General features: G+C 67.2%; 15 protein-coding genes. 11 read left to right on the top strand and 4 right to left on the bottom strand.

Annotation, left to right across the window (positions count from 1 at the left end):
* The first annotated feature begins 251 nt into the window (after nt 1-251).
* From ABJO18_RS10010 to ABJO18_RS09995, 4 genes are all read left to right on the top strand, one after another.
* The gene (locus ABJO18_RS10010) at nt 252-1,091 is read left to right on the top strand and encodes a methyltransferase domain-containing protein (RefSeq protein WP_348506830.1); all 840 of its coding nucleotides are present in this window, start codon (nt 252-254) and stop codon (nt 1,089-1,091) included.
* Nucleotides 1,088-1,756: a helix-turn-helix domain-containing protein gene (locus ABJO18_RS10005; RefSeq protein ID WP_348515865.1), complete on the top strand. Its 669-nt coding sequence runs from the start codon at nt 1,088-1,090 to the stop codon at nt 1,754-1,756. The genes ABJO18_RS10010 and ABJO18_RS10005 overlap by 4 nt, the downstream gene beginning before the upstream one ends.
* An 80-nt stretch (nt 1,757-1,836) precedes the next feature.
* Entirely contained in the window at nt 1,837-3,000 is a 1,164-nt protein-coding gene (locus ABJO18_RS10000; protein ID WP_348507496.1) for a hypothetical protein, read from the top strand.
* Nucleotides 3,001-3,062: 62 nt separating this feature from the next.
* Nucleotides 3,063-4,184, top strand: a complete 1,122-nt coding sequence (locus ABJO18_RS09995; protein ID WP_348507497.1) for a glutathione S-transferase family protein — start codon at nt 3,063-3,065, stop codon at nt 4,182-4,184.
* Nucleotides 4,185-4,198: 14 nt separating this feature from the next.
* Here the strand turns inward: ABJO18_RS09995 and ABJO18_RS09990 are convergent, their stop codons facing one another.
* Nucleotides 4,199-4,969: a class III extradiol ring-cleavage dioxygenase gene (locus ABJO18_RS09990; RefSeq protein ID WP_348507498.1), complete on the bottom strand. Its 771-nt coding sequence runs from the start codon at nt 4,967-4,969 to the stop codon at nt 4,199-4,201.
* A gap of 97 nt (nt 4,970-5,066) precedes the next feature.
* Between ABJO18_RS09990 and ABJO18_RS09985 the strand changes: the two genes are divergently transcribed.
* From ABJO18_RS09985 to thiD, 4 genes are read left to right on the top strand one after another with little or no spacing between them, the layout of a single operon-like run.
* Nucleotides 5,067-5,957, top strand: a complete 891-nt coding sequence (locus tag ABJO18_RS09985) for a LysR family transcriptional regulator (RefSeq protein ID WP_348507499.1) — start codon at nt 5,067-5,069, stop codon at nt 5,955-5,957.
* 48 nt (nt 5,958-6,005) lie between these two features.
* Nucleotides 6,006-6,884, top strand: coding sequence for a hypothetical protein (locus ABJO18_RS09980; protein WP_348507500.1), 879 nt, complete (start codon nt 6,006-6,008; stop codon nt 6,882-6,884).
* 48 nt (nt 6,885-6,932) lie between these two features.
* Nucleotides 6,933-7,916 (top strand): tetratricopeptide repeat protein, encoded by a 984-nt coding sequence (locus tag ABJO18_RS09975; RefSeq protein ID WP_348507501.1) that lies wholly within the window; start codon nt 6,933-6,935, stop codon nt 7,914-7,916.
* A gap of 27 nt (nt 7,917-7,943) precedes the next feature.
* Nucleotides 7,944-8,753 carry a bifunctional hydroxymethylpyrimidine kinase/phosphomethylpyrimidine kinase gene (gene thiD / locus ABJO18_RS09970; protein WP_348515864.1) on the top strand — a complete coding sequence of 270 codons (810 nt, stop codon included), beginning with the start codon at nt 7,944-7,946 and terminating at the stop codon, nt 8,751-8,753.
* A 15-nt stretch (nt 8,754-8,768) separates the two neighbouring features.
* Here thiD and ABJO18_RS09965 read toward each other — a convergent pair whose 3' ends face one another.
* Both ABJO18_RS09965 and ABJO18_RS09960 read right to left on the bottom strand, forming a co-directional pair.
* Nucleotides 8,769-9,677, bottom strand: coding sequence for a DMT family transporter (locus ABJO18_RS09965; protein WP_348508390.1), 909 nt, complete (start codon nt 9,675-9,677; stop codon nt 8,769-8,771).
* A 187-nt stretch (nt 9,678-9,864) separates the two neighbouring features.
* Nucleotides 9,865-11,001, bottom strand: coding sequence for an aminotransferase class V-fold PLP-dependent enzyme (locus ABJO18_RS09960; protein WP_348508391.1), 1,137 nt, complete (start codon nt 10,999-11,001; stop codon nt 9,865-9,867).
* Between the two features lie 88 nt (nt 11,002-11,089).
* Between ABJO18_RS09960 and ABJO18_RS09955 the strand changes: the two genes are divergently transcribed.
* The 3 genes from ABJO18_RS09955 to ABJO18_RS09945 are packed head-to-tail and all read left to right on the top strand — an operon-like array spanning nt 11,090 to nt 13,387.
* Nucleotides 11,090-12,283, top strand: coding sequence for a phosphoserine transaminase (locus ABJO18_RS09955; protein ID WP_348508392.1), 1,194 nt, complete (start codon nt 11,090-11,092; stop codon nt 12,281-12,283).
* Between the two features lie 49 nt (nt 12,284-12,332).
* Nucleotides 12,333-12,905 carry an acyloxyacyl hydrolase gene (locus ABJO18_RS09950; protein WP_348508393.1) on the top strand — a complete coding sequence of 191 codons (573 nt, stop codon included), beginning with the start codon at nt 12,333-12,335 and terminating at the stop codon, nt 12,903-12,905.
* 5 nt (nt 12,906-12,910) lie between these two features.
* A complete protein-coding gene (locus tag ABJO18_RS09945; protein WP_348508394.1) occupies nt 12,911-13,387 on the top strand; it encodes a hypothetical protein in 477 nt (158 codons plus the stop codon).
* Here ABJO18_RS09945 and ABJO18_RS09940 read toward each other — a convergent pair.
* A complete protein-coding gene (locus tag ABJO18_RS09940; RefSeq protein WP_348508395.1) occupies nt 13,384-13,947 on the bottom strand; it encodes a hypothetical protein in 564 nt (187 codons plus the stop codon). The genes ABJO18_RS09945 and ABJO18_RS09940 overlap by 4 nt on opposite strands.
* Nucleotides 13,948-13,969: the final 22 nt, after the last annotated feature.

The following is a 13,969-nucleotide window of genomic DNA, read 5'->3' as shown; positions in this document are numbered from 1 at the left end:
CCGGGGGCGCCGGGGGGCGCAGTTTCCGGGTGGCCGCAGAGGCCGCATCGGTCCCAGAGCCATTTCATCGCGATCGATCACGATGAAATGGCTCCGGTCTTTTGAGCGGTCGCATTTTCGAACCGCAGAACCGGTCCCCGCTTCAGCTGAAAATGCCGGGTCCTTAGCGGTCGCATTTTCGAACCACTGAACCGGTCCCCACTTCTGCTGAAAATGCTCTAGTCTCTATGCGCTCGATGCAGGAGACCGAGATGAGCAACGCCCGCCTCGAAGAGGACGATTACATCATCGGGACCGATGCCGTGGAAATTGCCCGGCTGGGTCAGCAGCATGCAATCTGGCGCGAAACCGCGCTGGCCGGCTGGCGCCGCGCGGGGCTGAGGCCGGGCATGACGGTGATGGATGTCGGCGCCGGCCCCGGCTATGCCGCTTTCGATCTGGCCCGGCTGGTCGGACCTGGAGGCCGCGTCATCGCGGTCGACCAGGCCCCGGCCTTCCTCGCCGCCTTGCGCGACGGCGCCCGGCAGCGCGGGCTCTCCAATATCGAGACCATCGAGAGCGATCTGGCCGATGTCGACTGGCCCGAGGCCGTCTGCGACGCGGTCTGGTCGCGCTGGTGCCTGTCCTTCGTGCCCAACGTGCCCGGCGTGATCGCCGGCATCGACAGGGCGCTGAAACCCGGCGGCACCTTCATCGCCCAGGAATATGTCGACTATCGCAGCTTCCGCATCGAGCCGTGCGAACCGGTCTTCGAGCGCTTCATCGAGGCGGTGCGCCAGAGCTGGCTCCATTTCGGCGGTGACCCGGAGATCGCGCGCCGCCTGCCGGCCATCCTGTCCAACCAGGGCTGGGAACTCGGGCCGATGACGCCGGTCATCCATGCCGCGCGGCCCGGCGACTGGATCTGGAGCTGGCCCATCGCCTGGCTCGAACAAGCGCCCGACCGGCTCGTCGAACTCGGCTTTCTCGCGCCGGACGATGCCGAGGCTTTCCGCCTCTTCCTGCACGCCCGCCAGCAGGACCCGGTCTCCTTGATGACCACACCGATGGTGCTGGAACTGATCGCGCACAAGCCGGATGCAAGGGGATGAGCGAGCGACAGGTGCCCGCGGAAACCTTCGCAAGCGGTGCCCGCCTTGGCGCCCATCGGCATCGCGAGGCGTATGCCGCCCTCGTCGTCGAGGGCGTGTACGAGGAAACCAGCCTGGACGGATGCTTTCGGTGCGTGCCTGGCACGCTGGTCGTGCATCCCGCATTTCATTGCCACGCCGACCGCTTCGGCGCGGAAGGCGGCCGGGTCGTCAACATTCCGCTGCCGCGCGACACGGCCGACCGCCTCGGTTATCGCGTCACCGACATCGCCGATCATGAAGACCTGCTGGAGGCGTTCCGCAGCCGGCCGGATCGTGTGATCGAGGCGGTGATGGCCTCGGGCGCTGTCCGGGTCCCGGCCCAACCGCCCGTCTGGGTCGGCGGTTTCCTGGCCGATATCATGGACGGGCTGCCGGCCGATCGCGCCGCCAGCCGTGCCGGCGTAACCGCCGAGCACGCGGGCCGCATTGTGCGGCACTGGTATGGCTCCACGCCGATTAAACTGCGGCGGGAAGGCCGGATACGCACGGCGCTGGCCGCCTTGCGTGAGGGAGCGGGGATCGCCGAGGCTGCTGTTCTGGCCGGTTTTTCCGACCAGCCGCATCTCACCCGTGTCCTGCGTGAGGCGACCGGGCTGACCCCGCGCAGCCTGCGCGCCGGCTGACATCAATTCCGTTCAAGACGGCGCGCCGGCGGCCGTGCTCCCATCGCTCCTCGTATTGCCCAAATATCGAGGTTGTCCGCATGAAATTCCGGCTGTCACCGCTTCTCGCCCTTCTCGTCCTGATTCCGGCCGCAACGGCCCAGCCTCTGCCCGTCAGCGAGCCCGACGGCACGGAATGGATCGTCCGCCCGTCACCGGCACTCGATGCCGTCCTGCTGGTCGGCGTGCTGTCAGGCGACGCAATGCAGTCGGAGATCTACGCCGATCTCATCGCCGACGTGCGGCCGCGATTGTCCGAAGGCACCATCCGGGCGCTCGACCGCCTTGATCGGGGCATGCGAGTCGAGCGCGGTCTTCTCACGGGACCGGTCATGGCGAATATCCTCTCGGCCGGTCCGACCGGTTCGCTCGACGATATCGTCGCCTCCGCTCGTGACCCGCAAGGGCGGCTCCGGCCGAACCTTGAGGAGACGCCGGGCTGGGATGCCGATCGCGCAGAGGCCATTTTTGCACTCATGCCCGATATGGTCGTTGTGCTGGAAGGCCTGAAGGCGTTCGGCTATGGCGCCTGGTATGATGAGCGCTGCCGCCCGCAGGTCGAGGCCGCCGCCGCCGGGATGCAGCGTCAGCTCGCTCCCCATGACGTCATCACCCAGCAGGAGCGCCTGGTCGGCCGGGGCCTGTCACCGCAGATCGAGATCGATCTGATGTGCTTCTCAATGCCCTATGGAATCAGCGTGTACGGCCAGCGCTTCCTGGCGCATCACAGCTATGATCCGCAGACCCAGCTGCGCAATGCGGCGCACGAAATCCTGCATCCGCCCTTCGACCTGGAAGATGAAAGCCTGTTTGTACGTCTTGCCGGCCTGCAGGCGGACCCGTGGATGCGTTCCATCGTCGAGAACCACGACCCGGCTTTCGGTTACAACAGTTTTCCGGGCGTGGTGAACGAGGATTCCACGCAGGCGCTTGACCAGATCGTGTCCGAACGGCTCGGTGTGGCGCGCGACCCGGCAACGCGCTGGCGGCAGGCCGATGGCGGCATGCACATGCTGGCCGCTGCGCTCTATCACGCCATGAAGGAAGACGGGTTCGACCAGCGCGGTGGGCGCTATGAGGATTGGCTCAAATCGGCCCTCGATCGCGGCTTGCTCACGCCGGACGAGGTGCGGTGGCGCGCGGGCGAGATCGTTGGCGGGGACGCCGTGCAGCACTGGTACGAGGTTGCCGTACCGGAAGAGTGAAAGCCGGGTTTTTCTTCCGTGAAACCAAGCTAGTCTGGTCATGCTCACAATGGGAGGCGAGCATGACTTACACGCTGATCGGTGCGGCGGTGTCGCTTTATACCGGCAAGGTGCGTGGCTATCTGCGCTGGAAGAATGTGGCGTTTCGCGAAGAGATGTCGACGCGCGAGGTCTACAAGAGCGAGATCCTGCCGCGGGTCGGCTGGTCGGTTATTCCCGTGGTCGTGCACCATGACGGCTCGGACACGGGCGTCACCCTGCAGGACACGACCGACATCATCGATTATGTCGAGCAGCACGAGCCGGGCCCGTCGGTCTATCCGGACGGTGTGCGCCAGCGCCTGGCGGCTCTGATCCTCGAACTCTTCGGCGACGAGTGGCTGGTGATCCCGGCCATGCACTATCGCTGGGCCTATAATCGTGACTTCGCCCATGGCGAGTTCGGCGCCTTCTCCTTCCCCGATCTGCCGCCCGAAGAACAACGAGCGCGTGTCGCAAAGCCGGTGGCGTATTTTTCCGGGGCTCTGCCCGGGCTGGGCATCAATCCGGACAGCGTGCCGGCGGTCGAGGCCGCCTATGAGGCTTTCCTGGCTGCGTTCGAGGCACACCTGGCCCGGCATGACTTCCTGTTCGGTTCGCGGCCCTCGATTGCCGATTATGGCTTTCTCGGGCCGCTCTATGCGCATTTGCTGCGCGATCCGGCCTCCGGCGAGATCATGCGCCGCCTGGCGCCGCGCGTTGCCGACTGGGCGTTGCGCTGCCATGCGCCGCAGCACGCGCTGACCGGCGACTTCCTGCCGGCGGGCGACGATCTGCCGGAAACCCTGCTGCCCATGCTGCGCATGTTTGCTGCGCAGCAATTGCCCGTTCTCATCGACACGGCGGACCGCCTTGCGGCCTGGGCTGACGAGAACCCGGATGTGGCGGAAGTGCCGCGTGTACTGGGCTTCCACAAGGCGAGGATCGGCCATGGCGACACGGTGGTCGAGACCGACCGGGCCGTCATTCCCTACCCGCTGTGGATGCTGCAGCGCGTGACCGATTTCCTGGCCTCACTGGACGGTGAGGCGCGGTCGCAGGCGGAAGAATTGCTGCGCAGCATCGGTGCGCAGCAATTGCTCGATTTCGACATGCCCGTGCGGCTCGAGCGCCGGCATTTCCGCGTCTGCGTCCAGGGGCGCTAATTGCTGGAAATGCCTTAGCCGCCGAACCGCCAGATATCCATCGCCAGGGCGCTGCGGCTCCAGGACGTGTGGATCAGTTCTGCGGCGGGTAATCCCGCAGCGGCCATCGCCACGAGCAGTGGCCGGAAATGTTCCGGCGTCGGGTGGTTGAAGCCGGCCAGCGGTGCGTCCTGCCAGCCGGTCAGCGCCTCCACATCGCCGCTGGCGATTTTCGGCACAATCCAGTCGCGGAAAGCCTGGGCGCCGGGATGGGGCGCTGCGGCTTCGGTCGCGCCGAGCGATGCGCGGAGTGAGTGTGTGAGCGAACCCGATCCGATGATCTGGACGCCGCGGTCTGCGAGGGGCGCCAGCGCCCGGCCCAGCGTGATGGCGGCCGTGTCACTGCCGGGCAGGCTGATCTGGAAGACCGGAATGTCGGCTTCCGGACGCATCAGGGCGAGCGGGATCCAGGCACCGTGATCGCGCCCGCGCCGGCGGTCGGCTTCGGCGTCGATACCGGCTTCACGCAGGAGATCCAGCGTGATCGCCGCGAGGCTGGGCGATCCGGGGGCGGCATAGACAGCGCGCTCCAGCACCGGGCCGAAGCCGCGGAAGTCGTGGATCGTGTCCGGTGTCGCGGCCGACTGGACCCGGACCGCGCCGTCCGTCTCCCAGTGCGCCGAGACGACAGCGACGGCGCGGGTCTGCGGCGCCAGGCCGAGCGCTTTCAGGGCGTCGTGGGCGGGCGAGGGCACGGTCAGCACGTCGGGGGCGCCGTGCGAGATAAAGAGCGGGCCGAGGGGCATGAGGGGTACTCCGGAAAGTCGAGCCCGCAATCTGGTATTTTCGCCCGCAAGGGATAAGTATGCCGGATCGAAGCTTTCTCTTTCTGGTGAGGAATAAATGGACCGGATCGATGCCCTGCGCCTGTTCTGCTCGGTGGCCGAGCTGGGCAGTTTCACCAAGGCGGCCGATCGCGAGGCGATGACGCCCGGCGCTGCGTCCAAGCAGATCACGGCGCTGGAGCAGCGTTTGCAAGCCCGCCTGTTCGAGCGCACGACCCGCTCGGTCCGTCTCACCGATGCCGGCGCGGCCCTGCTCGACCGCGTCCAGCCCTGGCTTGATGAGTATGACGCGATGGAAGAAGGCGTGGCGAGCGCGCGGCTGGCACCGGCCGGCGTGCTGCGTGTCACCGCACCGGTCGATTTCGGCGCCCGCCGCCTGATCCCCATCATTGCCGACTTCATGACCGAATGGCCAAAGGTCGATGTGCGCCTGTCGATGGCCGACCGCATGGTCGATCTGGTCAATGAAGGGTTCGATGTCGGCGTGCGGATCGGCAATCTGCCCGACAGCGCCCTGATCGCCCGCCGTCTGGCGCCGGCCTGCATGTCCTGCGTGGCGTCGCCCGCCTATGTCGAGCGCAACGGGATGCCGCAGCATCCGGATGATCTCACCCGTCATGACATGATCATCGACCGCAACAAGCCCAGCCCGCAATTGCTGAAATTCGAGCGCGAGGGCGAGGAGGTCGAAGTCCGCGTCAATGGCCGCCTCTCTCTGAACGGTGCGGTCGCGGCCGTGTCGGCGGCCAAGGCCGGTCTGGGCGTGGCCTGTTCGCCGCGCTGGGCGGCCGTCGATGCGCTTGAGCGCGGCGAAGTGATCGACGTACTCGCAGACTGGGCGCCGGAACACCGCTTCCTCTGGGCGGTCTTCCCCTCCAACCGCTACATGACGCACCGGGTACGCGCCTTCGTCGACTATCTGGCCAAGCGGTTTGACGGTGTCGTCTAGTCGCACAGGCGCTATAAGGACGCGTGTGGACCAGGCAGGGGGTACGGCATGAGACGGCAGGTCACGGGATTTCTGGCGATGGCAGCGCTGGTGCTGCTGGCGGGCTGCGCGACAACCGGTAGCGACATGATGGGCGTGGGCGGCGTACCGGAAGATGTTGCCGGTTCCGTCTTCGACCATCCGCGGGCCGACCGGCGTGGCGCGCCGCGCGGCTTCGGCTATCAGCTCACCGGCCAGTCGGGCTGGTCGGGCGATCTGACCTATCAGGACGATACCGGCGGTGCCATCCGTGTCGCGCTGGTTCTCGCCGATGCCGACGGGACCGAACAGGCTGCGGATCTGCAGATTGCCATGCCCTATCTGGAAGGCGGCGTCCGGCGTTTCCACGGCACAACGGCGTCGGGCGAGCCGGCCGAGCTGCAGCTGCAGGCCGGCCCCTGCGAGGCGGCGGGTGAAAGCGGCTTCACGCATTTCGCGGCGCTGCGGATCGGCGAGACGGTCCAGGCCGGCTGCGCGCGGGAACAGGCGCAGGACGATCGCTGGTCGAACTATATCATGAGCTATCTGCCGGCCATCGATGCCTGCCTGGCCGAGTTCGGCGACCGGCCGGCCCATGTCTCGCTGGCTTATACGATGAGCGGCGGGGCGACCGGTGTGCGGATCGTCGATGCCGACACGCAGACCTGGGAATGTGCGACGCGTGACGAGGGCCGGGCCATCAACTCGCTGCGCCCGCTCGATTCGGCGGATGCGCTGTTCGGGGAAGGTGATCCGATATTCGTGCGCGGTGTCTTTCCGGACTTCGGCGAGGGCTGTTATGTCTACGAGTCGGTTCGCGAAGCCGACGGAACGCTGATCGGTGCGCTGGGCTATGACGCCTGCAATGCCGTGCCGGTAACGACGGCGCAGGCCGCCGTAGCCGGTTAGACGCCGGGAGCAGGCTTGCGGTACGCGACAGGTTGAGGACAAGGACGCATGCACAGAGCCCTGCTTATCTCCACGCTCTGCACCGGGCTCGTCGCCGGCCCGGCGAGCGCCGAACTGCGCGATGTTCTCACCCGCGCCGACGGCTTGAACGGTCAGGTCTGGCTCGCCTTTGACGAACAGCCGCGATCGGCAGAGCTGTCGCAGACGGCCGGGCGCGTCAGCCTGATGATCGGCGGCGTCGCAGTGCGCACCCGTGAGGTGTCGCCCTATCGGGCCGACCTCGTCAGCCGTGTCTCGATCACCCCGGTGGCCGATGGCGCGCTGGTGGAACTCGGCCAGGCCGCCGCCTGGCAGAATGTCCGCGCCGAGCTGCGCCAGGGCGGCGTGCTCGTCAGTTTCAGCCTGGATGCGCCGGTCGCCGCGGCGTCCCGGCCGTCCGCGCCTTCTCACGCGCCTGCGACCGATCCCGCAACGGCATCGCCGGCGCCCGGCGATCACGGCACCGGCACTGCGGCAAGCCATGGCCAGCCGGCGGCAGATGCCGTCAGTCATGCCGCGTCGGGCGCGGGTGCAGCGACCGGTCATGCCCCGGCAGATCCCGCACCGGCCGATGAGGCCGGGCATGAGCCCGCGGCGGAGCAAACTCCTGCCCCGGAAAGCCATGCGCCCGCGTCTTCCGGCGCAGCGGTGCCGGCCAATCCGGTCGCGGCCGCCGCGTCCAGCGCCACGGGCGAATGTGCCGAGACCGGCGCGGCCGTCGCTGAAAATCCCTGGGATGATGAAAGCCTGCACCGCCACGCGGCCTGCCTGACGCGGACCGGCGAGCTGCAGCCGGCGGCCATCATCTATGAACAGATGCTCGCCTTTGCCCCGGACGATTTCCGGGCCTTGATCGCCCTGGCCGAAGTGCGCGCCGAGCAGGGCGACACCGCCGAAGCGCGCGAGCTCTATTCGCAGGCGGCGTCCTATGCCATCTCCGACGCCGAGGCCGCCCGGGCGCGGGCCCGGCTGCGCGAACTCCAGCAGCGCTGATCCTTCCAGCCAGTCAGGACATCCATCATGCAAGCAGACGAACCGGCCGGCCGGGTGCTCGTCATCGCCGGCTCCGACAGTGGCGGCGGCGCCGGTATCCAGGCCGACATCAAGGCGATCTCGGCCATGGGCGGCTATGCGGCGACGGCGATCACGGCGATCACCGTCCAGAACACGCTGGGCGTCAGCGCCATCCATCCCGTACCCCTTGCCATCGTTGAAGGTCAGATCCGGGCCGTGCTCGACGATATCGGCGCCGATGTCGTGAAGACCGGCATGCTGGCCACAGTGGAGATTGTCGAACTCGTCGCCGCGGCGCTGGAAGCGGCCGACCCGGCCCTGCCGCTGGTGCTCGACCCGGTGATGATCGCCACATCCGGCGACCGTCTGGTCGATGACGGCACCGAGGCCGCGATCCGCGAGCGCCTTGTACCGCTGGCCACACTGGTCACGCCGAACGCTGCCGAGGCGGCCCGTCTGACCGGGCTGACGGTGGAGGATGTGCAGGGCCAGCTGGCGGCTGCCGAAGCGCTGGTCGGCATGGGAGCCAAGGCGGCGCTGGTGAAGGGCGGGCATCTCGCCGGCGATGCCGTCACCGATGTGCTCGTCTCCACCCGCGGTATGGAATTGATGGAACGTCCGCGCATCCGCACGAAGCATACCCATGGCACCGGCTGCACCCTGGCCTCGGCGATTGCGGCCCGGATGGCTGGCGGCGAGCCGCTGCCGGAGGCCGTGCGCAAGGCCGGCGACTATCTTCACGAAGCCATCCGCCGCGCCCCGGGTTTCGGAGCCGGCCACGGACCGGTCGATCACATGTGGGTGGTACGGCCCTGATCTGCCGGGCCAGTTTCAGCGGGCCGGAGTGTCAGCGGCCCTCTTCCGGGCCAGCCACACACCGGTCAGGATGACGGCGAGGGCGAGCACGGCGTGCCAGCCGATGGTCTCGCCGATCAGCACGCCGGTGATCATCGCGGCGATCGGGGTGAGATAGTTGGCGATGGCGAGGAAGTTGGGTCCCGCCGTGCCCGCCACCTGCATCAGCACGACCGAGGCCAGCGCCGTCGGTCCGGCCGCCAGCCAGATGACCGCCAGCCAGGCGGTCGGGGCGACCGGTCCGGACTGCGCCAGTTCGAACAATCCTATGGGCAGGGCGAAGAGCGCGCCGCAGATCAGCATGCCCGCGCCGGAGACCGAGGGCGGGGTCGGCGGGATCAGCCGCGCCAGGATCGCATTGATGCCATAACAGACCGCCGCCGCGACGACGCCCAGCTGGGCCCAGACATCGGCGCCGCCCAGATCGGTCAGCGCGGCCGGTCCCAGCAGCAGGACGACACCGGCAAACCCCGTGAACACGCCGGTCAGGCGGCGCAGGGTGAGGTGTTCGCCGGGCACGAGGACATGCGCCATCGCCACCGTCGCCAGCGGCATGGTGGCGACCAGAATGCCGGCCAGCGCGCTGTCGATATATTGCTGGCCCCAGCTCACCAGATAGAAGGGCAGGGTATTCCCGAAAAAGCCCAGCCCCGCGAACCACAGCCAGCGCTTGTCATTGAGTGCCGGCAGGCGATGACCGCGCAACAGCGCCCAGCCCGCCAGCAACAGGGCCGCCAGGGCGATGCGCACGAAGATCAGCCCGCCGGGCGGCAGGGTTTCCACACTGTGTTTGATAAAGGCAAAGGCCGATCCCCACAGCACGGTGAGCAATAACAGCGCAGCCCAGTCCATCAAGCCGGGCAGATGGGCATGGGCGGGTTTCACGGGAGGCTCCGCGATGCTGCGGCTCTCGCACACCTCCCCTTCTCCCCGGGGAGAAGGTGCCCCGAAGGGGCGGATGAGGGGAAAATCCCGGCGTCGGCGCCCCGAGCGCCAGGCGCGGTGTCTTCCCCCTCTCCCTCGATCCCTCTCCCGCGGGAGAGGGAGGTTGGCGTTGAGCCCCGCCCCGCCCTCACAACACGGCCCTCAGCCCGTCGGCGAAGGCGGCGATGTCGGTGTCGTCATTGAACAGGTGCGGGGTGATGCGCAGGCGGTCTCCGCGCTGGGAGATATGGATATTGCGCGCGGCCAGACGGGCCAGCAGATCGTCCGGCGCGCCGGCGGGAAGGCCCAGGGTGAGATAGTGCGGTGCGCGTTCCACCATGTCGTCGGCCAGACCGAGCGGCGCTGTGGCCTCGGCGATGGCGGCGGTGCGGTCCGCCAGGGTCTGTGCGATGGCGTCGACGCCCCAGTCGAGCACCTGGTCGAGACTGGCCAGCGCCGCCGGTATCAGCTGCATCGCCGAGCGCTCGCCCATGTCGAAACGCCGGGCCCCGGGGGCGTAGGCGTCGGTATAGTCGATCAGCCGGGCGAAATTGTCGGCGCCCTGGCGGGTGATCCAGTTCTGCTCCAGCGGTTCGCCCTCGTCATGGTGATGCGGGGCGACGTAGAGCAGGCCGGTGGAGTAGGGACCCAGCAGCCATTTATAGCCCGCCGCGACGGCGAAGTCGGGCTGGATCGCGGCCATGTCGAAGGGCAGGGCGCCCAGCGATTGGGTGAGATCCAGCACCAGGGCGGCGCCCTGGCGGCGGGCCGTGTTGGAAATGTGGGCCAGATCCAGCTGACCGCCATCCAGCCAGTGCACCTGCGGGCAGGCGACGATCGAGGTTGCCGGGCCGATGGCGCGGATCAGCGCTTCCGTCCAGCCCTGGCCGGGCTGGCGTTTCACGGTGACAAGCCGGGCGCCGTACTGTTCGGCCAGATCGCGCCAGACATAGATGTTTGAGGGAAACTGGCCGTCCAGAACCAGGATTTCCGAGCGCTTTTGCGGTGCCAGATTCCGCGCGGCTGTGGCCAGGCCGTAGGAGGCAGACGGCACAAGTGCGATCTCCCCGGCTTGCGCACCGAACAGGCGGGCCGCGCGTTCGCGCAGCTGTTCGGGCAGGCCGAAGAAATCCTGCTGCACGTCATAGGCCCAGGGCTGACCCTTGGCGGCATAGCTTGCCTGGCCGGCCGCGATGGCGCTTTTCGGCATCGGCCCCATATAGGCCGTGTTGAGATAGACGCGGTCGCGCGGGATGTCGAAAAGGTCACGCTGGGACGGGATCATGGCCTAGCCTCTTGCCCCGGCGGGAAGAGGGCGTCAACGTGCAGCCCGTCACGAATACACCCTTGTTTCCCGCTGCCAGGAGAGCCCTGTGGCCGACGATACGCTGACCGCCCCCGCCCGCACCGACAATCCCAAGCCGATGCTGCGCCCCGCCGATCCGCGTTTTTCCTGCGGTCCGGTGAAGAAATACCCCGGCTGGAGCTGGGAGGCGCTGGCCGATGCGCCGCTTTCGCGCACCCACCGCGCCGGCACTGCGATCCAGCGGATCAAGGAATCGCTTGAGCGCACCCGCGCCCTGCTGGAACTGCCGGACGATTATCATGTCGCGCTGATGCCCGGGTCGGATACCGGTGCGATGGAAGCGGCGATGTGGTCGCTGCTCGGTGTGCGCGGCACGGACGTCTTCTCCTGGGATGTGTTCGGCAACAAGTGGACAAGCGACGCGCGCGACGAGCTGAAGCTGGACGATCTGCGCACCTTCCAGACCCCGGCCGGCACCCTGCCGGACCTCTCGAAATATGACGGCAAGCGCGACGCGGTCTTCACCCTGAACGGCACGGCGGCCGGTGTGTGCATTCCGGATTATGACTGGATCGATGCCGACCGTGAGGGCCTGACCCTGTGCGACGCGACGTCCGCCGCTTTCGCCGTCGATATCGACTGGTCGAAGATCGATGTCCTCACCTTCTCCTGGCAGAAATGCATGGGCGGGGAAGCCCAGCACGGCATGCTGGTTATGGGGCCGCGGGCGATCGAACGCCTCAACAGCTTCCGCCCGGACCGGCCGATTCCGGCGATCCTGCAGCTGCACAAGAATGGCAAGGCCGATATGGCGCTCTATGAGGGTTCCACCCTCAACACGCCGTCCCTGATGGCGGTCGAGGACTATCTTGCCGCGCTGAAATGGGGGTCGCGCATTGGCGGCCTGCCGGAGCTGGTCCGCCGCAGCAAGACCAATTTCGAGACGCTGGACGCCTGGGTGCGCCAGTCCGACTGGATCGATTATCTGTGCGAGGACGAAGGCGCGCGGTCGCCGATCTCGGTTGCGCTGAAATATGTTGCGCCGGAGGCCGCAGCGCTGGATACCGAACAGCAATGGGCGCTGACCAAGGGCATCACGACGCTGCTTGAGCGCGAGAATGCGGGGCTGGACGTCAACATGCACCGGGCCTCTGTGCCGGGGATCCGCATCTGGTGCGGTCCGACCATCGAGGCTGACGATCTGGCCGCGCTGGGACCATGGCTCGACTGGGCCTATCGTGAAGCGCTGGACGCACTCTGACCGGCGCTGTATCGCTGCGCCGGCACACTCTTGAGCGAGGGGGACATCTATGACGCGTTTGGGACTGGCCGCACTGGCCGCTGCATGCCTGGCCGCTCCGGCGGTTGCCGATGATGAGCGCGGGACGGAAATCCGCCTCGGCGTCACGGCCCACGATCTGGCCGACCATGTCGAGGATGGGCCGAACATCACGGTCGACGCCCTGTTCGCCTCGCCGGACTTCCTCGAGGCGATCTGGTCGCCGCGCCCCTATCTCTACGGTTCGTTCAACACGAACGGGCTGACCAATTTCGGCGCGACCGGTCTCGCCTGGAACTGGGCGTTCTCCGAGAACTGGAATTTCGAATTCCGCACCGGGCTGAGCTATAATGACGGTGTCGAGGATATCGACCCGAACTCCCCGCCGGACGATCCGACGCGTATCCGGCTCGCCACGACGCGCTCCCTGATGGGCAATGAGATCCTGTTCCACAATGCGTTCGGGCTCGATTACGACCTCAATGACCACTGGTCGGTCGGCGCCTATTACGAACACATCTCCCACGGCCAGATCCTGGCCTCCGGCCGCAACCAGGCCCTGGACAATGCCGGTATTCGTATCGGTTATCGCTGGGGACGTTGACCCTGATGAAGCTCTGGAGCGCGGTCTTCAGCGCTGTCGTCTTGGTCGGTCCGGGTCCATCCGCTTTGGCCCAACAAGAAAACGAGCTGACCCGCTTGGGAGAAGCTCTGGCCTTCTATGGGGAGACGGGCCGCGCAACGGAAGGCTTGTATCCGTATTTCCGTGAAGAACGGGTCTATTTGTCGGTGCAGGGTCCGTGCCCGGAAACCTCTACCGTGCGGGCGGGAGGAGATATCATCCTAAATGCGTCCGATTATCGGGGCGGTCTGCTCTACTATGGCTTTGACAGTGAGGCATTGTTGGCTGGCTGGGTCGACGATTGGTCAGATGAACCGGCTTGCTATGCGGCAATGACAGGCGCTGACGTGGTAGAAACCCTCGGCGGATTGAGCCAGGAAGCCTATCTGGTCATGAATATTGAAACGGCGCCTGTTCTGTTTGCTCCCGCGGATCTCGCAGCCATTGCGGTGATTCGCGATTAGCCACGGCGCGCCGCTTCGGCCTCGTCCGCCCGCGGATCCTCTTCCACGCGGACATAGATGCCGGTGAACCAGTCGGTCCATTCGCCGTCTGCGCCCTGTTGCTGGAAGTGCTGGCGCACCGTACCGTCGTCCCGGAGCGTCCAGCTGCCGCGGAAGGCCGCGCGCGTGCCATTGCCCGGATAGAAGATCTCGCCTTCCAGCACCATCGCGCCCGCCGCGTCGAGGCCGCCGGTATAGTCGATGAAATTGCCGGGGCTGACCCAGACCTGCCGCCAGGCGCCGGCCAGCGGGTCATAGGCGTTCAGGCTTTCGCCCGTCGAACCGCCGGCACCTTCCCAGCGTTCGGTGATCAGGCAGCCGCCCTGGGATTTCACGATCGTGTTGCGGCCCTGATAGGGGCCGTCATCGGGGGCGTAGACATTCCACGTGCCCAGCCAGAAATCGAAATCGTCGTGCTGCGCCTCGGTGCAGCCCGGCGGCGGGCCGGACTGGGCCCACGCCATCGTGACGGGCGCCGCAGCCAGCGCAGCCGCGGCCGCCAGTGTCCGCAAGATCGTCATGCCGTGCCTCCCCGCTCGGTCC

The sequence above is a fragment of the Maricaulis sp. genome, from assembly GCF_039978735.1.
Classification (GTDB): domain Bacteria; phylum Pseudomonadota; class Alphaproteobacteria; order Caulobacterales; family Maricaulaceae; genus Maricaulis.
The sequence above is the reverse complement of the archived record's forward strand: the minus strand, read 5'-3'. Positions and strand labels throughout refer to the sequence as shown.